Here is a 23,381-nt window from a genome sequence, read left to right on the forward strand (position 1 = left end):
ACTCCTTCGTGGTCGCCCGGTCCGGGCGTCACGGCACCGTATGACGGCCGGTGCACCGTCGGCAATGGACGAACCGTCCGGCGTGTGGCCACGATGGTAGAGACTTCCTCCATGAGTGATGGTGACGACCGGGACGGACGGTGGCTGCGGCTCCTGCTGCAGGACGCCTCGGCCGAGGAGCTGACGGCACACGGTGCGTCGCTTCCCGGTGACGGGGAGCGTCAGGTGCTCAGGGCCCTCCGGCTCAAGACGATGCTGGCCCAGCGCGCCCAGCGCGCCCGTGAGCTGGCCACCCTCAACGACATCGCCGCGCGGCTGCTGACCCTGCGCTCCCCCGCCGACCTCCTGCCGGAGATCGTGGACCAGGCCCGCCGGCTGCTGCGGGTCGACCTGGCCTACCTCGGCCTGGTGCGCGAGGACCCTGGACTCGGCAGGGTGCTGCGCCTCGAGGTGACCAGCGGTGCCCTGACGCCCGAGCTCGTCGGGGTGGAGGTGCCGATGGACAGCGGGCTCGCTGGGGCGATCCTCACGCAGGCCAAGCCGCTGTGGAGCACCGACTACCTGCAGGACCCGACGTTCCGGCACAGCGCGACTGCCGACTCGGCCGCCTCGGCGGAGCACATGCACGGCCTCCTGGGGGCACCACTGACGGTGCGGGGTGAGGTGGTCGGGGCCCTCTTCGCCTCCGAGCGTGAGCCCCGTGAGTTCGCCGAGGAGGAGGTGACCCTGCTGTGTGCCCTGGCGGCACACGCCGGGATCGCCCTGGACAACGCGGCGACCCTGGAGCGGCTGGAGGCAGCCAAGGACGAGCTGGCGCGGCGGTCGTCCGAGCTCGAGCAGATCGTGACCTGGGACCGGCGACTGACCGAGGTGGTGCTGCGGGGCGGCGGCGTCGACGACCTCCTCGCCGAGGTCACCTCGGCGGTCGGGACGGCCGTGCGGTTCGAGGCGACCGGCACCGACCCGGGCGGCAGGCCGGACTCAGTGCGCGGACCGGACCACCGAGACGGTGACGACGGCGCGACCTCGACCGGGTTCGCGCGGGTCGTGGCGGCGGGGAGCCGTGACCTGGGGACGCTCACCATGCCGGGCGTCGCGGAACCACCGGCGGCCGCGCGGCTCGTGCTGGACCGCGCCGCGCCGGTCCTGGCCCTCGCGATGCTGGCGCAGGAGGCGGCGGCCGAGGCCAGCGGGCAGGCACGGCACGTCGGGCTGCTCGAGCTACTCACGACGGTCCCGGACGACCCGTTGGGACGCAGCCGGCAGGCCCGGCTGGCTGGTCTGGATCCCGCCGCCTCCTATGCGGTCGCCGTGGTGCAGGTGCCGGACGAGGACCAACCCACGGCGCGCAAGCGGATCGCTACCCTGTCACTGCCCGCTGCGGCGAGCGTCGTCTCGCACCAGGGTCGGGTCGTCGTACTCGCGCCGGGACTCTCCCCGGAGGCCCTCGGGGAGCTGCTGCGCGCCGACGGACACCTCACGGCGGGTCTGGCCGGCCCGGTGGAGGCCACCGGTGACCTGGCCGCGGCACACCGCGAGGCGGTGGAGACGCTGGCCGTGGTGGGCGCGCTCGAGGGACCGGGCGGCGTGGCGACAGCGGGCCAGCTGGGCCTCTATCGCGTGCTGCTGAGCCACACCGGACGGGCCGAGCTGCAGGAGACCTTCCGACGCCGGCTGGGGCCGGTCGAGGACGAGGAGACCCGGCGCGGGGTGCCCCTGCTGCACACGATGCGCGTCTTCCTCGACCAGGGGCGTCGCCCGGGACCGTCCGCGAGCCTGCTGCGGGTCCACGTCAACACGCTCTATCAACGGCTGACCACCGTGGATCGCCTCCTCGGCGACGGCTGGCGTGAGCCAGCCAGGTCTCTTGAGCTGCACCTCCTGCTGCGGCTGCAGGACGGCCTCACCGCCCTCCGGGAGCCCAGCTGACGAGCTGCGCTCCCCCGCCACTTCCCGCCCGTTCACGTCCACGCACGTCGACGTCTCGCCTGAACGTCCTTCTGTCCTCCTGGCCACGGACATCTCGTCCTGCAGCCGGTAGCTCTTCTTCGAGCCGGCTATTTCCAGCCGCGCACACTCGGCACTCGTGCGGCGACTGCCGCTCTAGGGCCGACGCGCGTCGACGAGGTCCTCGATGATCCGGAAGTCCCCGACGTTGTGGGTGAGCAGAGGCACGTTCTCGACGGCGGCGGTCGCAGCGATCGCAAGGTCGATCTGGCGGCGACGTGGATTCCCTCCTCGTTGAGTGACCGCCGCCGCCAGGCGACCCCAGGCACGGGCTACCTCCGACGTGATGGGGAGTGCGTCGAAGGTGGCCTCCACCACGGCGAGTCGGTCGGTTCGCCGCGCCCTCTCGTCTGGATCCGTCGCCACGAGGACACCGAAGTGCAGCTCCGTCAGGGACACGACGCTGATCGCTGCGTCGACGTCACCCGGCGCGTGCTCGCCAATGAGCACCGATGTGTCGAGGATGACCCTCATGGGGTGAAGGGGTCGATGACGCCGGCAGCGAGTGCCGCTACGTCGTCTTCGAAGTCACGTGGGGCCGGGCCTCGCCAGACCTGCGCCAAGCTGGCGCCGCTCACCCAGCGACGACGGCCGACTGGCCGCAACTCAGCCACCGGCCGCCCCGCAACGGTCACGGTGAGAGACTCCCCGGCCTCCACCCGCCGCAACACCTCACCGACGTGATTGCGGAGCACCTTCTGTGGAATCACGTCCATAATCTCCAAGGTAGCACTTCTGCTACCGAGCACTTGCGGCATCACGTGCAACGGCAGGGGTCGCGGCCCGACGGCCGCACGTTCCCGGCGCGTCACTCTCACCGACGGGCCCATGCCGGCGGCTCGGCCTTGCGGTGCAACGCCCGTGGCTGCGCCTGCTGACCCGCCTTGGTGATGATGCGACTCACCTGCTCAGGGCGGAGGCCTGATGCGGTGACGCGACCGACGCCGAACCCGTCGATCCTGAGGTCGTCCTCACGAGACTTCTCGGCCATCAGAGCCTTCCGTCCCGCTGCGGAGTTCTGGGCCGCCTCGACACCGGTCCGGTTGAGACGGTTCTCCGGTCGGAGGTACTTCTCCCGCCCGTCGTACTCCAGCACCACTCCCAGCTCCGGCAGGTAGAAGTCCACCCGATAGAACGTGCCGGTCTCCGTCCGGATCCAGTGCTGCGCTCTGAACCTGAGACCGAGCTGGATGATCACCAGCCGCAGACGGGTCTCGCCGGGCGACTCGGAAAGGCCGTCCGCCAGCCCGAACGCCCTACGGGCCAGCCCCAGTAGTGGCGTGTGCCGCATCCTCTCCAGCATCTCGGCGATCTCCTGCAAAGTGGTCAGCTCCCTGACGACCGCTGCGTCCATGGAGGCCACGGCGTCTACCAGTCCGACCTGCAGCGCCTGGCTGACGACTGCCAGAGGAGGAATCACCAGTCGGCGGCCCTCGTGTTCCGTGATGACGCCGTCGAGCTCGCAGGTGTGGATGGTGAAGTCATCATGACGTCGCGCCGTCCGACCTCTCGCCGTGTGCACGAGGTGACGTCGGTCCAGCGAGCTCGAAGCGGCGGGCAGCCCCCACGCGAGGACTGCACTCTGGTGGCTCGCGGCAACCTTGGGGCCGTAGGTGCGCAGCAGGGCATCCAGCAGGAGCAGGTGCCGCCGGTCTGCGAGCGCGAAGGCGTCGTCTCCGGCACTCCGGCCACCCGGCGGGTTCAGCCTCGCCGCGCTGACATAGACCCCTCGTGCGACCCGGACCAGCTCCTTGGACCTGACCATGCCGCGGACGACCTCCGGACTGCACCCGAGGTTGCGGGCCTCGGCCGACGTGATGATCCCGTTGCCGTTGCCCTCGAGGAAGGTGCGGATGAGCTCTCTCATCCCCGAGAGTCTGGCCAGTTCCGGGATCTCGCGATTCACCCCTGTGGATAACCGCTCGGACGGTCGTCTTGGAGCGCCTGAGCGTTCTTCCAGCCCCCCAGAGCCGGCTCCAGGAAGCAGAGCGTGCTGCAAGTTGCCCTCGAGGGCTGGGGTCACGGGCGGGCGACAGCCAGCGACCGCAGTCAGTGGCGCGCGGACACCAGCCAGACGGCCGCGGGCACGCGCACCACACCGTCGACCCGGTGAGCGCGCAGGTCCGCGCGGACCGCCTCCAGGAGCTCCGCCCGGCGCTCTGCCCCGACGAGTGACTGCAGCTGCTCCCAGGCGGTGCGGCCGCTGGAGCTGAGGATCACGGCGAGGCGCTCCTCCACGCCGTCGCTTCCGTCCACGCCGTAGTCACAGTGGAAGTCGAACGGGTCGATACCGATCTCGCGCCAGCCCGCCTCCTCCAGCAACGAACGCAGGCGCTCCGCGTCAGCGAACGCCGTCGGCCCGGGCGCGCCGGGCGCGGGGCGGGGAGGTGGCTCCGGCAGCGCGGCGGCGAGCAGCTCCGCGCCCTGGGTGAAGACGGGGTTCTCCTCGCGGGAGCGCCAGCAGACGAAGGTCATCGAGGCGTCCGGCCGGGTCGCGCGGCGGAGGTTGGCGAACGCCGCCGCCGGGTCGCCGAAGAACATGACCCCGAAGCGGGACACCACCGCGTCGAACGGGCGCCCCGGCGCGTCCGCGAGCAGATCGGCCGTCTCCGCGTCGGCCTCGATGACCCTCGCCGCCGGGACCCGTTCCTGCGCGGCCGCCACCATCACCGGCGAGATGTCGACGCCCACCATCTCGGCGCCGGCCCGCAGCCCCTCCTCCAGCAGCGTCCCGGATCCGCACCCGACATCCAGCACCCGCTCGCCCTGCCTCCACCCGGCCCGCTGGACGAGCTCGGCGGTCAGCGGCGCGAAGGCCGCGTCAAAGATCCGCTGGTTCGCCACCCAGCCCTGACCACCCTGGATCCATCCCTGCCGCACCGCGTCACTGGCCACCCTGCCGACTGTATGCCGTGTCCCGGCCCCGCGTCGCGTGTCACGGTGGGCGGTGGCTGGGTCCGCCGGGTGGGCGGGGGCAAGGTGCGCCTCGTGCAGGTGGACGCAGGTCAGTCTGCCTCGGGCAGGTGGACGCAGGTCAGTCCGCCTCGTGCAGGGCCACCGCCAGCTCGCCGCGCGAGTGGACGCAGGTCAGTCTGCCTCGTGCAGGGCGACAGCCAGCTCGCCGCGGGAGTGGATGCCAAGCTTGGTGTAGGCCTTGCGCAGGTGGTACTCGATCGTCTTGGGGCTGAGGAACAGTGCCGCCCCCGCCTCCCGCGTGGTGCGCCCCCGGGCCAGGAGCAGGCAGACCTGTAGCTCCTGCGGAGTCAGCGCGCCTGCACCGTCCGCGTCGCGCGGGGGCACCTTCTCGCCCGTGGCGCCGAGCTCGGCGCGCGTGTTGTCCGCCCAGCGCCCGGCCCCGAGGCCCTCGAAGATCCCCAGGGCCTCCCGGAGGGCCACCCTGGACTGCACCCGGCGTCCCGCCCGGCGCAGGCGCATCCCGTGGGCGAGGTGGGTCCGGCCGGTCTCGAAGATGTCTCTGGTCCGACCGTGGTGATCCAGCGCAGAGCCGAAGTGCTCCTCGAACGCGTCCTCCACCGCGATGAGCCCCAGGGCACGCTCGGCCCGGGCCTGCGACCAGGGCCGAGTGACCGCCCGGACGAGCCCGACGAAGCCGTGCGCCACCTCGAGGGCCTCACGGTCCTGCCCGGTCCGCCTCAGCGCGTCGACGAACTCGGGCCCGGGATGGAGATCGGGGTCTCGGACATCCAGCTCCTCCAGGCGCCTGGCGAGGGCCCGAAAACGTGCCACAGCCTCCGGCGCCCGCCCCTGCGACAGCCTCAGATCGCCCAGGGCCAGCTCGCACCAGATCTCCCCGAAGTGGATGAACCGCTCCCGGCACCGGGCCAGCGCCTCGGTGGCGTGCTGCTGACAGGCGGCGTCCTGACCGCGACGCGACTCGAGCCAGGCCATTCCCGCCAGCGCCATCGCCAGCTCGGTGCTCTGGCCGGTCTCGCGGGCCAGCCGGGCCGCCTCCTCGTAGTTGGCGGCGGCCCGGTCCCACACGGTGGAGGTCGCCTGGTCCCGGGCCACGTGGAAGAGCAGGTTGGGGAGCACACCCACCCCGACACGGGACCGCGCGGCATCCACCAGCGCGCGCAGCTCGGCACCGCTGGCCGCGTCCCTGAGGAACAGCGGCGCCAGCATCAGCCAGGGGAGGGCGGCCGGGTGCGCCAGCGGGTCACGGGCCTCCGCGAGGTCGGCCACGGCTTCCCGCAGCTGAGGGGTGGAGTCCCGCCGCCCCAGGAGAACGCCGGCAGCCCCGGCCGCCGCCTGCCCCACCGACCGGGCCAGCGGGTCGGTCGTCAGGCGCAGGGCCGTGGACAGCTCGGACTCCACCCGCGTGAGCGCCGCGGTGTCGACCAGGTACAGGCAGGCCTGGCACGCATCGGCCAGCAGCAGAACCCGTTCGTCGGGTGTCGCCAGGTCGGCCGCGTGCTCCAGCATGCTCAGCCCTTCCCGGAGCGAGCCGGACCGCACGGCGATGGTGGCGCGCAGCTCGGCCCCGGCCACCGTCACGGGGCCCGCAGGTGACTCAGCCTGGTCGAGGAGCTGCAGTGCGCGGGTGGCCTGTCCCCCCGTCCAGGCAGCAGCCGCGGCACCGACGAGGCGTGACCGGGAACGGTCCGGGTCCGTGCTGAACCCGGCCGACCGCTCCAGCGCGGTCGCGGCGACGGTGAAGGCGCTGCGGGCCGCCGCCCGGCCGGCGAGAGCCTCCAGCTGGGTGGCCAGACCCTCATCGAGTCCGGTCGTCGCGGCGACCAGGTGCCAGGTGCGTCGGTCGAGGTCAGCGGTGGCGGTGAGCAGGTCGGCCAGAGCACGGTGCACACTGCGGCGGGTGCCGACCGGTGCCGAACCGTAGGCTGCCGACCGCACCAGGGGGTGCCGGAAGGTCACCCGGCCCCGGTCGACAGTCAGCAGCCCGGCCTGCTGCATCCGCTCAAGACCTGCCGGGTCGACGTCGAGGTGTTCGCACCCCGCACGGACCAGCCTCAGGTCACCGCCGGAGACCGCCGCCACGACGGCGACGACGCGGTCCTGGGGAGTGAGCCTCGCGAGATGACGTGCGAAGGCGTCCTGGAGCCGCTCCGGCAGGGTGTGGGGCAGAACCGAGGGGTCGGTCCCGGTCAGGGCACCGGTGTCGAGGTGGTGGGCCAGTTCCATCAGTGCCAGCGGGTTCCCGCCGGTCAGGCGGTGCAACCTGTCGAGGTCGGCGCGAGTGCCGACCTCGGAGGCGGACACCAGCCTGGCCGCTGCCTCTGCGTCCAGCCCGGGAAGCGCGAGCACCGGCAGGTCCCCGAGCGCCTCCGACAGCTCACCGGCCCGCCCGGCCACCAGGACGGCGATGGGGTCCTCCCCCACCCGCCGGGCGGCGAAGGCCAGCGCCTCCACCGAGGGGCCGTCCGCCCACTGCGCGTCGTCCAGCACGACACAGACCGGCGCCTGCTCCGCATACCTGCTGAGGAGGCTGATCGTCGCCGCGCCGATCGCGAACCGGTCCGGCACTCCTCCACGACGCAGGCTCAGGGCGCTGCCCAACGCGTCCGCCTGTGGGCCCGGGATCTCCTCAAGCAGGTGCAGGATCGGCAGCAGGAGGGCGTGCAGCGTGGCGAACGGCAGGTCCTGCTCCACCTCCGTGGCCGTCGCGTGCAGCACGCGGGCACCGCCGGTGCCGGGACCGGCGAGCGCGTCGACCAGCAGGGCCGTCTTGCCGATCCCCGGGTCACCGGTGACGACCAGGGCCGCGCCGCGGCCGAGGCGCGCTGACGCCAGGACGCGGGAGACCGCCTCCTGCTCGGCCGACCTGCCGAGGAGCACCACCACAGTCTAGGTGCGGACCACCAGGGGGTATGCCGTGTGCGGACTAGGTGGGGCACCGGACGCGGTGAGGGGTACACCCCACCTACGTTCACGGCATACCGACACCCACGGAGGCCTCCCGATGAGCACCGACACCAGCACACCCGCCACCACGACGCCCGAGGCGCCTATCGACATGGACGCCCTCATGGCCTTCGTGTTCCGCGCCGTCGACGAGGTCGGGGCCACGCTCAACGCGGCCCTGGTCGTGCTCGGCGACAAGCTCGGCTACTACCGCGACCTCGCGGCGCACGGGCCGAGCACACCCGCCGAACTGGCCGAACGCACCGGCACCGCCGAGCCCTACGCCCGGGAGTGGCTCAACGCCCAGGCCGCGGGGCAGTACCTCACCTACGACCCCGCCACCGCCCGCTACACCCTCCCACCGGAGCAGGCGGTCGCCCTCACGGTCGAGGACAGCCCGGCGTTCCTGCCCGGGTTCTTCCAGATCGCCCTGGGCACGGTGCACGACATGGACCACATCCTGGACGCGGCACGCAACGGCTCCGGCTTCGGCTGGCACGAGCACGTCACCGACGTGCACGTCGGCTGCGAGCGGTTCTTCCGGCCCAGCTACAACGCCCACCTGGTGGCCGAGTGGCTGCCCGCTCTCGACGGGGTCGTCGACAAGCTGGAGACGGGCACCCTGGTCGCCGACGTCGGCTGCGGGCACGGCGCCTCGACGGTGCTCATGGCGCAGGCCTTCCCCCGCTCCAGGTTCATCGGCTACGACTACCACCCGGAGTCGATCGCCACAGCCCGCCGACGTGCCGCCGAGGCGGACGTCGCCGACCGGGTGACCTTCGAGGTCGCGTCCGCGCAGGCCCTTCCCGAGTCGGACTTCGGGCTGGTCACGATGTTCGACTGCCTGCACGACATGGGTGACCCGGTCGGCGCCGCCCAGCAGGTCCGGGGCGCGCTCGCGCCGGACGGCACCTGGATGGTCGTCGAGCCGATGGCCGGCGACCACGTCGAGGACAACCTCAACCCGGTGGGCCGTGCGTACTACGGCTTCTCCACCCTGCTGTGCACCCCCGCCTCCCTCGCCCAGGACGTGGGTCTGGCGCTGGGCACGCAGGCCGGGCCGGCCAGGATCCGCGACGTCGCCACGGCCGCCGGATTCACCCGGTTCGCCTCCGTCGCCCAGACACCGTTCAACCGGGTGCTGGAGATCCGGCCCTGAGGGCCTGGGCAGGGACCGGGAACCGGAGGACACTGTGACCATGAGGCGCCGCCTCGCAGCACGTCCCCCGGATCCCGGGCGGGTCCCGCTCCCCCTCGCGGGTCAGGACCCCCGACCGGCACGCGCACCGGACAGCACCGGTGTCACCGTCCGGGACGGGGTCCGGATTCCGTATGCCGTGCACGGCACCGGACCCGTGACGGTGCTGCTCCTGCCCACCTGGTCGCTGGTGCCCTCACGCTGGTGGAAGGCCCAGGTGCCCTATCTGGCGCGCCACCTGCGCGTGGTGACCTACGACGGGCGCGGCAGCGGTGACGCGGGGCGCCCGGCCGGCGCCGCGGCATACACCGACGAGCAGTATGCCGCGGACGCGGCGGCCGTGCTGGACGCCACCGGGACGGACCACGCCGTGGTCGTCGGCTTCTCCTGCGGCGCCGCGTGGGCGGTTCACCTGGCGGCCGACCATCCCGAGCGGGTGCAGGGGATCATCGCCGTCGCACCGTCGTGCGGCCTGGCGGTTGCGGCCCCGGCGCGGGAGCAGTTCGGCTGGGACGCCCAGCTGGACACCACGCAGGGGTGGGCCAAGTACAACCGGGACTACTGGCTTGGCGGCGGGTACGACGACTTCGTCGACTTCTTCGCCCACAAGATGTTCACGGAGCCGCACTCGACCAAACAGGTCGAGGACGTCGTCCGGTGGGCCCACCAGGTCAGCCCGCAGACGCTCGCCGACACGACAGCCGGGCGGCTCGGCCTGGTCGGGGCGACCCGGACTCCCCTGGAGCCGCTGTGCGCACGGGTCCGGTGCCCGGTCCTGGTCGTGCACGGCACGGAGGACGCGGTGCACTCCGCGGCGGTCGGTGAGCGCCTGGCGGAGCTGACCGGCGGAACCCTGGTGCTCGTGGAGGGCGGCGGACACGGCCTGCCGGCCCGCGACCCGGTCCGGATCAACCGACTGGTCAAGGAGTTCGCGGTGACCGCGGCCGCAGGGACCGCAGCCTCCGCGACCGCTCCCCGGCGCAGGACCTGGACCCGCGCCCAGCGGCGCCCCCGGCGGGCCCTCTACCTGTCGTCCCCCATCGGGCTCGGGCACGCCCGGCGCGACCTGGCCGTGGCGCAGGCGCTGCGCACACACCACCCCGACCTGGAGATCGACTGGCTGACCCAGCACCCGGTGACCCGGGTCCTGGAGGACGCCGGTGAGCGGGTGCACCCGGCCTGCGGGTGGCTAGCGAGCGAGTCAGCGCACATCGAGGACGAGTCCGCGGACCACGACCTCCACGCGTTCCAGGCGATCCGGCGGATGGACGAGATCATGGTCAACAACTTCATGGTCTTCGCCGACGTGGTCGAGGAGGGCTGCTACGACCTGGTGGTCGGTGACGAGGCCTGGGAGGTCGACTACTTCCTGCACGAGAACCCTGAGCTCAAACGGTTCTCCTTCGCGTGGCTGACCGACTTCGTCGGGTGGGTCCCGATGCCCGACGGCGGGGAGCACGAGGCCGCCCTCACCGCGGACTACAACGCCGAGATGATCGAGCAGCGGGCGCGCTACCGCCGGGTGCGGGACGCCTCGGTCTTCGTCGGCAACCCGGAGGACGTGGTCGACCTGCCGTTCGGCCCCGGGCTGCCCGGGATCCGGGAGTGGACGAGGGCCAACTTCGACTTCGCCGGCTACGTCACCGGGTTCCTGCCGCCCACCGAGAGCGAGCGCGCCACGATCCGGCGTGGGCTCCGCCTGGGCGAGGACGACCTGCTGTGCGTGGTCACCGTCGGTGGGTCGGCGGTGGGTGGATCGCTGCTGCGCCGGGTCCTCGACGCTGTCCCGGTCGCCCGCCGGCTGGTTCCCGACCTGCACTTCCTCGTGGTGACCGGGCCGAGGATCGACCCGCAGAGCCTGCCTCGCCGCCGGGGTGTCACCTACCGCGGCTACGTGCCGGACCTGTACCGGCAGCTGGCGGCGTGCGACCTCGCGGTGGTGCAGGGCGGACTCACCACGTGCATGGAGCTGGCCGCCTCCCGGCGACCGTTCCTCTACGTGCCGCTGCAGCACCACTTCGAGCAGAACGTGCACGTGCGTCATCGGCTGGAGCGCTACGGCGCCGGGACCTGCGTGGAGTATGCCGAGGCGTCCGACCCCGAGTGCCTCGCCACCGCGCTGGCCAAGGAGCTGCGCCGCGAGACAACCGGTCTGCCTGTCGAGACCGACGGCGCGGACCGCGCCGCCGCGATGCTCGCGGGGCTGCTCTGACGCGCATCGTCACCGTGCTCCGCTCCCGGATCGGCCGGCTCAGCTCATCAGCGGCAGGTCGAGGTCGAACGCTCTCACCACTGCCTCGGCGAGCGCACGCTCCTGGTCGTCGTGGAGGTAGCCCAGCGTGCGACCGAGGGCGGTCACCGGGATCGTCAGGGTGTTGTCGACCGAGATCGCGCACTCGTGATCCAGGCCGTTGCGGGGACCGACCAGCACCTCGCTCCAGAGACCTTTCACGGTGGAGGTCACGGGGCGACCGTGACCTTGGTCATGACCGGCCGTGCTGCCGCTCGTGTGAGGACGAGGACCGGGCGGGTCTTGTCCAGTCGCGCCAGGCAGAGCTCCCGCACCGCGGTCAGTCCTCGATCCGGGTGTGACTCACCGTCCAGGTCACGAGGTCATCCAGGTCGTCAGCCGCGCCCACGTCGGTCAGCACGCGTGCGTCACTCATCGCCGACTGGCGGCGCATCTCCCGCTCGAGCGCGATCGCGACCAGTGCTGCGCGACTGGGCGCTCGCCCCTGACGCACGCACTGGTCCAGGAAGGCCACCATCTCGTCGGGCAGCCGGACGGCAATCTGCGTGCTCATCCGGCAAGCGTACCGACGTGCATCCCAGAACGGGATGCCCTGCGGTTCCCGCAGCCTCTCGCGCCAACCTCACACTCTGAGGGTGCCAGCGACCGGCCCGACGGCGCAGGGGCTGTCCACAGGAGGGGTGCCCACACGGCATACTCACCTCATGCACCCCCGCAACCAGGCCGTGCAGGACGCCCTGACCGCCGCTGGCATCGCCTCCCGGATCCAGGTGCTCGACGAGCACGCCCGGACCGCCGCCCTCGCCGCCGCGCAGCTGGGCTGCGAGGTGGCGGCGATCGCCAACAGTCTGGTGTTCATGGCGGACGGCCAGCCGTTGCTGGTGATGGCCAGCGGCGCGGCACGGGTGGACACGGACGTGATCGCCAGTGCTGTCGGGGCGGACTCGGTGACCAAGGCCAGCGCCGACCAGGTGCGCGCCGCGACGGGTCAGGCGATCGGTGGGGTGGCCCCGACCGGGCACCCCACGCCGCTGCAGACGCTGGTCGACCCCGAGCTCGGTGCGCACGACACCATCTGGGCCGCGGGCGGCACCCCCGACTCGATCGTCCCCCTCACCTTCCAGCAGCTGGTGACGATCACGGCCGGCCACGTCACCCCGGTGCGCTGAGCCCCCTGGGGCGGCGCGCGTGCTCCCAGGCCGCGCCGACCTGCTCGACCAGGGCGTCCGGGTCGTGCAACACACTGTGGCCGAGCGCGAGGGCCTCCCGCTGGAGCTCCCGTCGTCGCTCCGCCACCTGCTTGAGCAGCCGCTCCCGGTCCCCCTCGTCGGGCACCAGGGTGTCGTCGGCACGGATCGTCTCGGCCAGCGCCGCGAGGTCGTGGTCGTCACCGAGGACGCTCCCGAGGTCGGCCAGCCGCCCACTGATGGCCTTGAGCAGCCCCTTCCAGACAGGGCGGAGGAGCTCCAGCTGGTAGCCGAGGTACTTCACGTCCTTGCGCCAGGCATGGAGCCGCTCGGTGGTCGGATCGGTCTCGGCGCGCCGCATCCGCCTCGCTGCCCGGTTGGCGACGCGTGCCAGTCCGGGCCGGACCGCGTCGAACCGGTCCGGGACGGCACCCTCCCCCTCGACCGGGAACCTCCGGACACGACAGGCGAAGCTCCCCAGCGCCGTCAGGGTGTCCAGCTGGCGACGGCGGTCGGCCAGCGCGGCGCGTGACGTGACCTCAGCCCGCGCGCGCAGGACGCCGACCATGTGGTCGGCCGTCCCCGGGTCGAGATCTGAGTCGCGCGCCACGTCGGTGGCGACCTGCACCAGCACCCGGGCGTCACGGGTCGGCCCCCACAGCCGCGCGGTGTCACGCAGGCAGGTGTTCTCCTGGCGGTACGCCCAGTCCCCGAGCTCACCACGCACCAGTCGCAGCACCGCACGCGTCCGCTTGAGCGACCTGCGGAGCTCATGGACCGAGGCGTCGAGGTCGTCGGTGTCCCGCAGCTCCATCGCGTGGGCGACCTGCTCGAGGACGGCGCGCGAAACGCCCCCACCAAGAGCCTCGTCCCGGTGGATCCGGAAGCTGGACCCGGTGGCTATCGGCCCGCGCCTCCTGCCGGCGGCACCCGGTCGGTGTCGGTCCTCGACGTGCTGGCGCACATGATGAGTTCAGCCTATCGACCCGCGCCAGGGCTGGGCGGACAGGAACCGTCCGGCGGCGCTGACCCGGGGGTTCGTGCCGTGGACGCGCGCCCACCGCTGCCCTGTCGGTCGCTGCCCCTAGGGTCGGGACCGTGACCTTGTTCGTGCACCGGGCGGTCAGCACCGATGTGCTGGCCGACGGTCTCGCCGAGCTCCTCGCGACGCCCCTGGAGGATCCGTTCGCGCAGGAGGTCGTCGCCGTGCCCGCCAAGGGCGTCGAGCGGTGGCTGGCCCAGCGCCTCTCGCACCGCCTCGGCGCGGGGCCGGCCGGCGGCGACGGTGTCTGTGCGGGCGTGCGCTTCCTCAACCCACACTCCCTCGTCGCCCTGGTGCTCGGGATCGAGCGTGACGACCCCTGGCACCCCGACCAGCTCACCTGGCCGGTGCTGCAGGCGATCGATGAGTCCCTCGGCCAGGACTGGGCCGAGCCCCTGGCCCTGCACCTGGGTGCGCGTGGCGAGGTGGACGAGGTCGAGCGCGGGCTGCGGCGCGGGCGGAGGTATGCCGTGGCGCGGCGACTGGCGGGACTGTTCGCCGCGTATGCCGTGCAGCGCCCGGCGATCATCACCGACTGGCGCACCGGTGGCGCCGGGGACGGCCTGGGCGCGGCACTGGCCGACGACCTGGCGTGGCAGCCGCCCCTGTGGCGGGCGGTGCTCGAGCTGGTCGACGCCGCGCCACCGGATGTGCGGCACCACGACGTCGTCACGGCGCTCCGCTCCGGCGGCGACCCCCAGGGCCTGGAGCTCCCCGGCAGGTTGTCCCTGTTCGGCCACACCCGGATCGCCTCCAGCGAGATCGACGTCCTCAGCGCCCTCGCCGCGCACCGGGACGTGCACCTGTGGCTGCCCCAGGCCTCTCCCGCCGCGTGGGACGCCCTGGTCGGGGTCGTCGCGGACGGGCCCGTCCTGCGGGTGGACGACCCTTCGGTCGACCACGTGCAGCACCCCCTGCTCGCCTCCCTCGGGCGGGACGCGCGCGAGCTCCAGCGCTCGCTCGCACCCACCTCGGCATCCGACGCCCGCCTCGGCGCCCTGGTGCACGCTGCCCCGGCGCGGGCCCCCTCGACCCTCCTCCAGTGGTTGCAGCACGACCTCGAGCACGACCACGTCCCCACGGTCGACGAGCGGGCCGCCCGCCTCCTCGCCCCCGACGACGACTCGGTCCAGGTGCACGCGTGTCACGGCCGGGGCCGGCAGGTCCAGGTGCTGCGGGACGTGCTGGCCGGGCTGCTGCGCGACAACCCCGACCTCGAGCCCCGCGACATCCTCGTGATGTGCCCGGACATCGACGCCTACGCACCCCTGGTGCACGCCGGGTTCGGCCTGGGCGAGGTGGTGCGCAGCGAGGAGGACGGCGTCGCTCACCCGGCCCACCGGCTGCGGGTGATGCTCGCGGACCGGGCCCCTCGGCATACCAATCCCCTGCTCGGGCTCGCCGCCCGGCTGGTCACGCTGGCCGGCGGCCGGCTCACTGCGAGCGAGGTGCTCGACCTGGCCCGGGCGGAGCCGGTGCGACGACGGTTCGGGCTGGATGACGACGACCTCGACCGGATCGCCGGCTGGGTCGACGAGGTCGCGATCCGGTGGGGGCTGGACACCGAGCACCGCGCGGTCTACGAGCTGCGCAACTTCCCGCAGAACACCTGGCGCACCGGGCTGGACCGCGTGCTGACCGGGGCCGCGCTGGACGGTCAGGACACCACCCACCTCGGGCAGACCGTCGCGCTCGACGACCTCGACAGCGGCGACATCGACCTCGCCGGCCGGCTCGCCGAGCTGGTCTCACGGCTCGGCGCGACCCTCACCGCCCTGCACGGGTGCCGGCAGGCCGGCGAGTGGAGCAGAACCCTCCGCGAGGGGGTGCTCGGCCTGACCGACGTGCCGACCAGCGAGGGGTGGCAGGTCACCCAGCTGGAGCGCGAGCTGGCCCGCATCGAGGCCTCCGCGAGACGCGACACCACCTCGACCGAGCTCGCGCTCTCCGACGTGCGCGCCCTGCTCGAGGAGCACCTCACGGGACGGGCCACCCGGTCCAGCTTCCGCACCGGGACCCTCACCGTCTGCACCATGGTGCCGATGCGCTCCGTGCCGCACCGGGTGGTCGCGCTGGTCGGCCTGGACGACGGCGTCTTCCCGCGCACGACCTCACCCGACGGCGACGACGCCCTCGCCCGCACCCCCGTGACCGGTGAGCGCGACACGCGCGCCGAGGACCGGCAGCTGCTGCTCGACGCGGTGATGGCCGCGCGGCAGACACTGGTCATCACCTACACGGGTGCCGACGAGCACAGCGGTGCCGAGCGGCCCCCGGCCGTGCCGCTCGGGGAGCTGCTGGATGCACTCGGGGAGACCGCCGAGCGACCCGAGGGGGCCGGGGCGCTGGTGCGCCGGCACCCGTTGCAGCCCTACGACGCCCGCAACCTGGGCGCGGCCGCCCCCGGTGACATCCCGCTCCTGCCGGGCGGCGAGCCCTTCAGCTTCGACCCGGCGGCCCTCGCCGGCGGCCGGGCCCATGTGGCGCGGCCCCTGGCCCGTGACGCCGAGGTGGTCAGCACGGCCCTGCTCAACGAGCCGCTGGCGCCCCTGCCGGCCGGGGACCTCGCGCTGGAGGACCTGCAGCGCTTCCTGGCCCAGCCCGCCCAGGCCTTCCTGCGCCAACGGCTCGGGCTGCTGCTTCCCGACGAGCCCGAGCAGCCCTCCGAGGGCATCCCGATCGACCTCGACGGGCTGGAGAAGTGGCAGATCGGCGACCGGATGCTCCGGGCCGTGCTGGCCGGCGCCGACCCACACGAGGCCCGGCAGCACGAGGTCTGGCGCGGCAGCGTGCCCCCCGGTGAGCTCGGCCGGGCGATCCTGGATGACATCTCCGGCAACGTCCGCGGCATCCACCGGGCCACCCTCGACCTCCGCGAGGGCGTCGCCTCGAGCGTCGACCTCGACATCCTCCTGCCCGACGGCCGTCGGTTGACCGGCACGGTCAGCGGGCTGCACGGGACCGACCCCCGCGTGATCACCAGCACCTACTCCTCGATCAGGGCGAAGCAGCGGCTCCGCTCCTGGGTCACCGTGCTGGCCCTCGCCGCGGCCGGGCACGAGAGCGCCACGAGCCACGTCATCGGGCAGCTGAAGCGGGGACGCAACCCCGGCGTCGGGCACTTCACGCACGGGCCGGTCGACCAGCCGGTCGCCCTCACCCTGCTGGGCCAGCTGGTCGACCTCTATGACCGGGGCATGACCGCGCCCCTGCCCCTCGGCGTGCAGACGGCGTGCGCGTTCGCCGAGTCCTTCTGCGCCAGCGGCGACGAACGGGGGGCGCTCTATGACGCAGAGAAGAAGTGGGCCACGAGCACGGGACGCTTCACCATCCCGGGCGAGCAGGACGACCCGGCGTTCGTGCGGGTCCTGGGAGCCGGCGCGAGGCTGTCCGACGTCGCCGGTGAGCCCGGCGCGGACGAGCGCTGGAGGACCGGCGTGACCACCCGCTTCGGGCAGCTGGCCATGCGGGTGTGGGAGCCGCTCGTGGCCACCGACGCCGAGCGGAGGGAGTGGCTGTGACGCCGGCCAGGTCCAGCGCCGACTTCTCGATCACCGACCCATTGCCCTCGGGGACGGTCCTGCTCGAGGCCTCCGCGGGCACCGGCAAGACGTGGACGATCGCCGCGCTGGTCGCGCGCTATGTCGCCGAGGGCCACGCCCTCCTCACCGAGATGCTCATCATCACCTTCGGCCGGGCCGCCAGCCAGGAGCTGCGCGCCCGGGTCCGGGACCAGCTCGTCGAGGTCGAGCGTGCCCTGCACCACCCCGTGACCGTGCCACCCGGCGCCGGCCCGCTGATCGAGCTCCTGCTCGACGTGGACGACACCGAACGGGCCCGACGCCTCGGTCGCGTCCGCCGGGCCCTCACCTCCTTCGACGAGGCCACGATCGCCACGACCCACCAGTTCTGCCACCAGGTCCTGCGCTCCCTCGGCGTGGCCGGCACCTCCGACGCGTCCGCCCACCTCGTCGAGGACCTCGACGACCTGCTGGTGGACGTCGTCGACGACCTCTACCTGCGCGGGTTCGTCGGCTCGAGGGAGGAGCCCTTCCTCAGCCGCCGGGAGTCCCTGGCCATCGCCCGGGCCGTGGTCGACGACGTCCACGCCGAGCTCCGCCCCGACCCCGCCAGCGGTGACCGGCGCAGCGAGCCGCTGCGCCGTGCCGCCTTCGCCCGACTCGTGCGGGAGGAGCTGGAGCGGCGCAAGCGCCGCCTGCAGGTCATGCACTACAACGACCTGCTGACCCAGCTCGCCGGCGCGCTGGCAGAGCCGGACTCGCTCGCGGCCCAGCGCATGCGGACGCGCTGGCGCGTCGTGCTCGTCGACGAGTTCCAGGACACCGACCCGATCCAGTGGCAGGTGCTGGAGCGGGCCTTCCGCGGGCACGCGACGATGGTGCTCATCGGCGACCCCAAGCAGGCGATCTACGCCTTCCGCGGCGGCGACGTCGTCACCTACCTGAAGGCTGCCGCCCACGCCCAGGACACCCGCACGCTGCCGACCAACTACCGCAGCGACGCCCCGGTCGTCGAGGCCCTCCAGTCGATGCTGCGTGGCGCCGCCCTGGGCGACGAGCAGATCACCGTGGGGCCGGTCCGGGCACACCACGGAGGCTCCAGGCTCCACGGTCTGCCCCACCCGGGAGCGGTCCGGCTGCGCCAGGTGCTCAGGAAGCAGCACCTGAGGAACAGCACCACCATCGGACGCACCCGGACCCACGTGGGACGCGACCTGGCGCTCGACATCGCCGGGCTGCTGGCCTCCGGGGCCACGTTCGACGAAGGCACCCACGACGACCCGCGGCCCCGTCCGGTGCAGGCCCGCGACATCGCGGTCCTGGCCCACGCCGGGCGCGACCTGCTCACCGCCCAGGCCGAGCTGCGGCGCCTCGGCATCCACGCGGTCAGCGCGGCCGGGGCGAGCGTGCTGCGCAGCGAGGCCGCCCAGGAGTGGCTCGCCCTGCTGGAGGCCATGGCGGCACCGCACCGCTCGGTGCTGACCCGTGCCGCGGCCCTGACCAACCTGGTCGGCCGGACGGCCACCGAGCTCGATGCCGGAGGCGACGACCTCGACGACGAGCTGGCCGCCCGGATGCGCCGGCTGGCCGACGTCTACGCCCGCCAGGGGGCGGCGGCCGTGCTGGAGTCGCTCACGATGGCCGGTCTCCCCGCCCGGGTCCTCACCCAGGTCGGGGGCGAGCGCCAGCTGACCGACCTGCAGCACGTGGGCGAGCTCCTGCACGAGACGAGCCAGCAGCCCGCCGGGGGCGGCCGGCTCGGGCTGGCGTCGCTGATCGAGTGGCTCCGCTCCCAGATGGCCGACGACGCACCGCAGGTCTCCGGGGCGCGCAGCCGGCGGCTGGACTCCGACGCCGCGGCCGTGCAGCTGGTGACGATCCACTCGAGCAAGGGCCTGCAGTACCCCATCGTCTACTGCCCCGCCCTCTTCGACCGCTGGGTGAGCAAGGCACCTGACATCCCGCTGTTCCACGGTGACGAGCCCGAGCGCACCCGCTGCCGTGACGTGGGCGGGGACGGCCCGGCCAACCCGGGGTGGACGGAGTCGGTCGCGCGGCACAAGGCCGAGGAGGCCGGCGAGGCCCTGCGCCTGCTGTATGTCGCGCTCACCCGTGCCCAGTCACAGGTCGTGCTGTGGTGGTCACCGACGAACAACACGCCCAACTCCGCCCTGCACCGGCTCCTCTTCGGCCGGTCCCCGGGCGGGCCGTCCAGCGTCCCCGAGGTGGTCACGACACCCCGCAACGACGCGGAGGCGACCGAGCAGCTGCAGCGGTGGGCCGAGCACGGGGCGTTCGTGCTGGAGGCGGCCGACCACGCCGCGGTGGCACCCGCGCCCCCACCGGTCCAGCTGCCCGACCTGGCGGTCCGGGAGCTCGACCGTGCCATCGACAGCAGCTGGCGACGCACGTCCTACACCTCGCTCAGCACCCCGCGCGACGCCGAGGGACACGAGCTGACCGGCGGCGTGGGCAGCGAGCCCGAGGTCGCCCCGCGGGACGACGAGCCGGAGGCACCCGAGCCGGTGACCGGCGCCGAGCCGGTACTCCCCGGCCTCGCCTCGCTCATCCCCGGCACCGACGTGCCCTCACCGATGGCCGACCTGCCCGTGGGCGCGACCTTCGGGTCCCTGGTCCACGGGGTGCTGGAGCACGCCGACCCGCAGGCCCCCGACCTGCGGGCCGAGCTGCTGGCGCACGTCCACGAGCAGCTCGTGTGGTGGCCGGTGGACCTGGACCCCGAGGAGCTGGCCGACGCACTGGTGGCTGTCTGCGACAGCCCGCTGGGGCCGCTGGCACACGGCGCCACCCTGCGGGCGATCGGGCAGCAGGACCGGCTGAGCGAGCTCGACTTCGAGATGCCGCTCGGCGGGGGCGACCTGCGCGGGGAGGTCTCCCGCGCCCGGCTCGGCGACCTGGCGGGGCTGCTGCGCGAGCACCTGCGGCCGGGTGACGCGGTGCGCGCCTGGGCCGACGTGCTCGATGCGCAGCCGGCGCTGGCCGAGCAGGAGCTCCGCGGCTACCTCACCGGCTCGGTCGACGTCGTGCTCCGCACCGGCGGCACCTACCTGGTGGTCGACTACAAGACCAACTGGCTCGGCCCGTTCGGTGACCCCGAGCAGCCCCTGACCGCCGCGGCCTACCGGCCCGAGGCGCTGGACGAGGCGATGGGGCACTCCTCCTACCCGCTCCAGGCGCTGCTCTACGCCGTGGTCGCCCACCGGTTCCTGCGCTGGCGGCTGCGCGACTACTCCCCCCGGCGGCATCTCGGGGGCGTCCTCTATCTCTACGTGCGGGGCATGTGCGGGCCGGCCACACCGGTCATCGACGGTATGCCGTGTGGCGTCTTCTCCTGGAAGCCGCCGGTCGCGCTCGTGGAGGCCGTGTCCGACCTGCTCGACGGGACCATGGAGGGAGTGCCATGACGGTGTCCGAGAGCGGTGTGGCTCAAGCGGGGGCCCAGCCGGCACCAGCCGCCCTGGAGCTGTTCGAGCCGGTCGACGAGCACGACCGGCGCCTGGCGCGCGGCGCCACCGGCCTGCTGGGACGGCTCAACACGGCCCGCGTGCTGACCGCGGCCGACGTGCACGTCGCCCGGACCCTCGGGAACGCCGCGGGCGGCATCGAGGACTCCTCGGCCGACGCGGCCCTGGTGGCGGCCGCCCTGGCCACCCGGGCCGTGCGCACCGGCTCCGTCGCCGTCGACCTCGCCCAGATCGACGCCGCGCTGCGCAGGCTCGAGCCGGCTCCGGACCTGCCCTGGGCCGGGCCGGGCGAGTGGCTGCAGCAGCTCCTGGACAGCTCGCTGGTCCGCCACCGCGCCCTCGTCGTCGAGCACGGACTGGTCTACCTCCAGCGCTACCACCACCAGGAGGTCCAGGTGGTCCGGGACCTGCTCGCCCGGGCGGACCAGCCGGCCCCTGCTGTTGACGTCGCGCTGCTCGAGCAGGGACTCACCCGCGTCTTCCCGGAGGGGTGGGAGGAGCAGCGGGAGGCCGCCCGGGTCGTCGCCGGGTCCTGGACGAGCGTCCTCACCGGTGGGCCGGGCACCGGCAAGACCAGCACGGTCGCGGGGGTCCTCGCGCTCCTGGCCGAGCAGGCGCCGCCCGGCCAGCCGTTGCGGGTCGGGCTGGCGGCCCCGACCGGCAAGGCGGCCGCCCGCATGCAGGAGGCCGTGAGCAGCGCCCTGCACGAGATCCTCGACCGCACGCAGGACCCCGCTGTCCGCGACCTGGTGGAGCCGCTGCGGGAGGTCACCGCCGTGACGCTGCACCGCCTCCTCGGGCGGCGCCCGGACTCCTCGACCCGGTTCCGGCACGACCGGGACCACCACCTGCCGCACGACGTCGTGCTGGTCGACGAGACCTCCATGGTCTCCCTGACCCATATGGCGCGGCTGCTCGAGGCGCTGCGGCCGACCACCCGTTTGATCCTGGTCGGCGACCCCGACCAGCTGGTGTCGATCGACGCCGGCGCGGTGCTCGCGGACCTGGTTGCCGGCGAGGAGGCCAGCGACGCGGCAACGCCGGAGGACTCAGCAGCGCCGGAGGACCCAGCAGCGCCGGAGGACCCAGCAGCGCCGGAGGACCCAGCAGCGCCGAGGGACGCAGCAGCGCCGGTGGGTGCTCCGACCCGGTCACCCGGGTCCCGGTCAGCGCGACCGGTCTCCGTCGCCCGGCTCCGCACGTCGCACCGGTTCGGGGAGACGATCGGGTCGCTCGCCGAGGCGCTGCGCGAGGGCGACGCCGATGCGGTCGTGCGCGCCCTGCGCTCCGGTGACCGCAGCGCCCAGGTGACCTGGGTCGAGGACCCGGACCCTGCGGCATACCTCCGACCGGTCCTGACCACGCACGCGCTCGCGCTCTATCGCGCCGCGCAGGCCGGCCACAGCCGCGAGGCCCTCGACCTGCTCGGACGGCACCGCCTGCTCTGCGCCCACCGCGAGGGGCCGTGGGGTGTGCGGACCTGGAACCGCGCCGTCGAGGGGTGGCTGACCGAGGAGACCGGCGACGGGCTCTATGACCCGATGTACGTCGGCCGCCCGCTCCTGGTGACCGCCAACGACTATGCGACCGGGGTGTTCAACGGGGACACCGGCGTCGTGGTCGCCACCCGGCGCGCCGACGGCACGACCGGGCGGGTCGCGGTGATCCGGGGCACCGAGGGCGACCAGCCGTTCGGGACCGGCCGCCTCGGTGACATCGACACGATGCACGCCATGACGGTGCACAAGGCCCAGGGCAGCCAGGCCGAGGAGGTCACGGTGCTGCTGCCGCCGGAGGAGTCACCGCTGCTCACGCGCGAGCTGTTCTACACGGCCGTGACCCGGGCGCGCGAGAGGGTGCGGGTCGTGGGCAGCGAGGCCGCCGTCCGCGCCGCCGTGGGCCGTCGGGTCCAGCGCGCGAGCGGGCTGCGTCAGCGCCTCGCCGTGCAGGAGGTCGCCCGGGACGACGCCGCCGACGTCACCGACCCGGGCTGACCAGGCTCGGCGCACAGCCACCGTGGGCTGCTCCTCAGCCCAGCTCAGCGGCCAGCTCGTCGAGGAAGGCGTCGACCTCGGACACCTCGTAGCCGCCCCGCCGGTTCCGGAACCGTGCCCCGCCGATGTCCGGCACCGGACGCCCGCCGGCGAGGGCGTCGAAGACCTCGTCCAGGAAGTCATCGACGTCCTCCACCTGGTAGCCCTGCCGCAGGAAGCCGGTGGTCCGGAACGCGGGTCGTCCACGCTGCTCACTCACGTGCCTACTCCGTCCGGCCCGCGTCATCGGTCGCCTCGGCGTCGTCGGTCGCCTCGGCGTCGTCGGTCGCCTCGGCATCGTCGGTCGCCTCGGCATCGTCGGGCACCCCGACGGCCAGCGGCTCGAGCCGGTAGCGCACCTGGTCGCGATCAATCTCCTTGACCACCACGCGGATCCGGTCGACCGGGTGCCCGAAGGCGGCCTCGTCCCACAGCTCGACCCCGCACACCACGCTCTCGCCCACCGCGGCCGCCACTCCCTCGGGACAGCTGACCGAGCGCGGCTCGATGCCCTGGCCCGCCAGACCGTCGCGAACGCTCTGCTGCACCGAGGCCGCAGACACGGTGGTGCCCCCGCAGCCACCGAGCACGAGCACCGCCGCGGTGCCCAGTGCGGCAACCACCCTGCGGTCCAGACTCCTCGCCACGACCCCTCCTCGACCTGTGTGGCTGTTCGATCGGCACCAGGGTAGGCCAGCGAACGACCACACGGACAAACGCGTCACCGGCACACCGGGACCGACGGGTGACGATCGCTGGCGCGGCGTCGTGGCGAGT

17 protein-coding genes are annotated in these 23,381 nt (G+C 73.4%); 7 read left to right on the forward strand and 10 right to left on the reverse strand.

Going from position 1 to position 23,381, the window contains the following annotated elements; all coding sequences use genetic code 11:
• Nucleotides 1-111: 111 nt before the first annotated feature.
• The gene (locus DA085_RS01255) at nt 112-1,929 is read left to right on the forward strand and encodes a helix-turn-helix domain-containing protein (RefSeq protein ID WP_161958380.1); all 1,818 of its coding nucleotides are present in this window, start codon (nt 112-114) and stop codon (nt 1,927-1,929) included.
• Between the two features lie 174 nt (nt 1,930-2,103).
• Here DA085_RS01255 and DA085_RS01260 read toward each other — a convergent pair whose 3' ends face one another.
• From DA085_RS01260 to DA085_RS01280, 5 genes are all read right to left on the reverse strand, one after another.
• Nucleotides 2,104-2,481: a PIN domain-containing protein gene (locus tag DA085_RS01260; RefSeq protein WP_109471111.1), complete on the reverse strand. Its 378-nt coding sequence runs from the start codon at nt 2,479-2,481 to the stop codon at nt 2,104-2,106.
• On the reverse strand, nt 2,478-2,837 hold the full coding sequence (locus DA085_RS21970) for a type II toxin-antitoxin system Phd/YefM family antitoxin (RefSeq protein ID WP_419866486.1): 360 nt from the start codon (nt 2,835-2,837) through the stop codon (nt 2,478-2,480). Before DA085_RS21970 ends, DA085_RS01260 begins: the two co-directional genes overlap by 4 nt.
• A complete protein-coding gene (locus tag DA085_RS01270; protein ID WP_109471112.1) occupies nt 2,822-3,874 on the reverse strand; it encodes a type IV toxin-antitoxin system AbiEi family antitoxin domain-containing protein in 1,053 nt (350 codons plus the stop codon). The genes DA085_RS21970 and DA085_RS01270 overlap by 16 nt, the downstream gene beginning before the upstream one ends.
• A 182-nt stretch (nt 3,875-4,056) precedes the next feature.
• A complete protein-coding gene (locus tag DA085_RS01275) occupies nt 4,057-4,902 on the reverse strand; it encodes a class I SAM-dependent methyltransferase (RefSeq protein ID WP_109471113.1) in 846 nt (281 codons plus the stop codon).
• Nucleotides 4,903-5,094: 192 nt separating this feature from the next.
• The gene (locus tag DA085_RS01280) at nt 5,095-7,821 is read right to left on the reverse strand and encodes a helix-turn-helix transcriptional regulator (RefSeq protein WP_161958381.1); all 2,727 of its coding nucleotides are present in this window, start codon (nt 7,819-7,821) and stop codon (nt 5,095-5,097) included.
• Nucleotides 7,822-7,945: 124 nt separating this feature from the next.
• On the opposite strand from DA085_RS01280, the gene DA085_RS01285 reads away from it, so the two are divergent.
• On the forward strand, nt 7,946-9,046 hold the full coding sequence (locus tag DA085_RS01285; protein WP_109471115.1) for a class I SAM-dependent methyltransferase: 1,101 nt from the start codon (nt 7,946-7,948) through the stop codon (nt 9,044-9,046).
• A 40-nt stretch (nt 9,047-9,086) separates the two neighbouring features.
• Nucleotides 9,087-11,297, forward strand: a complete 2,211-nt coding sequence (locus DA085_RS01290) for an alpha/beta hydrolase (RefSeq protein ID WP_109471116.1) — start codon at nt 9,087-9,089, stop codon at nt 11,295-11,297.
• Nucleotides 11,298-11,336: 39 nt separating this feature from the next.
• On the opposite strand, the gene DA085_RS01295 is transcribed toward DA085_RS01290, so the two are convergent.
• Nucleotides 11,337-11,549 carry a hypothetical protein gene (locus DA085_RS01295; protein WP_272914462.1) on the reverse strand — a complete coding sequence of 71 codons (213 nt, stop codon included), beginning with the start codon at nt 11,547-11,549 and terminating at the stop codon, nt 11,337-11,339.
• Between the two features lie 106 nt (nt 11,550-11,655).
• The gene (locus tag DA085_RS01300; RefSeq protein ID WP_109471117.1) at nt 11,656-11,889 is read right to left on the reverse strand and encodes a YlcI/YnfO family protein; all 234 of its coding nucleotides are present in this window, start codon (nt 11,887-11,889) and stop codon (nt 11,656-11,658) included.
• A 151-nt stretch (nt 11,890-12,040) separates the two neighbouring features.
• On the opposite strand from DA085_RS01300, the gene DA085_RS01305 reads away from it, so the two are divergent.
• On the forward strand, nt 12,041-12,505 hold the full coding sequence (locus tag DA085_RS01305; RefSeq protein WP_109471118.1) for a YbaK/EbsC family protein: 465 nt from the start codon (nt 12,041-12,043) through the stop codon (nt 12,503-12,505).
• Here DA085_RS01305 and DA085_RS01310 read toward each other — a convergent pair.
• Entirely contained in the window at nt 12,489-13,487 is a 999-nt protein-coding gene (locus DA085_RS01310) for a CHAD domain-containing protein (protein ID WP_154402063.1), read from the reverse strand. The genes DA085_RS01305 and DA085_RS01310 overlap by 17 nt on opposite strands.
• 134 nt (nt 13,488-13,621) lie before the next feature.
• Between DA085_RS01310 and recC the strand changes: the two genes are divergently transcribed.
• Genes recC through recD form a run of 3 tightly spaced genes read left to right on the forward strand, consistent with a single transcriptional unit; the run spans nt 13,622 to nt 22,565 of the window.
• Nucleotides 13,622-17,086, forward strand: a complete 3,465-nt coding sequence (gene recC, locus DA085_RS01315) for an exodeoxyribonuclease V subunit gamma (RefSeq protein ID WP_109471120.1) — start codon at nt 13,622-13,624, stop codon at nt 17,084-17,086.
• Nucleotides 17,083-20,511 (forward strand): UvrD-helicase domain-containing protein, encoded by a 3,429-nt coding sequence (locus DA085_RS01320; protein WP_109471121.1) that lies wholly within the window; start codon nt 17,083-17,085, stop codon nt 20,509-20,511. The genes recC and DA085_RS01320 overlap by 4 nt, the downstream gene beginning before the upstream one ends.
• Nucleotides 20,508-22,565 carry an exodeoxyribonuclease V subunit alpha gene (recD, locus tag DA085_RS01325; protein WP_109471122.1) on the forward strand — a complete coding sequence of 686 codons (2,058 nt, stop codon included), beginning with the start codon at nt 20,508-20,510 and terminating at the stop codon, nt 22,563-22,565. The genes DA085_RS01320 and recD overlap by 4 nt, the downstream gene beginning before the upstream one ends.
• Nucleotides 22,566-22,599: 34 nt before the next feature.
• Here the strand turns inward: recD and DA085_RS01330 are convergent, their stop codons facing one another.
• A complete protein-coding gene (locus DA085_RS01330; RefSeq protein ID WP_161958382.1) occupies nt 22,600-22,824 on the reverse strand; it encodes a DivIVA domain-containing protein in 225 nt (74 codons plus the stop codon).
• Nucleotides 22,825-22,828: 4 nt separating this feature from the next.
• Nucleotides 22,829-23,251, reverse strand: a complete 423-nt coding sequence (locus DA085_RS01335) for a DUF4333 domain-containing protein (RefSeq protein WP_161958383.1) — start codon at nt 23,249-23,251, stop codon at nt 22,829-22,831.
• Nucleotides 23,252-23,381: the final 130 nt, after the last annotated feature.

The organism is Ornithinimicrobium cavernae (assembly GCF_003121625.1).
GTDB lineage: Bacteria > Actinomycetota > Actinomycetes > Actinomycetales > Dermatophilaceae > Ornithinicoccus > Ornithinicoccus cavernae.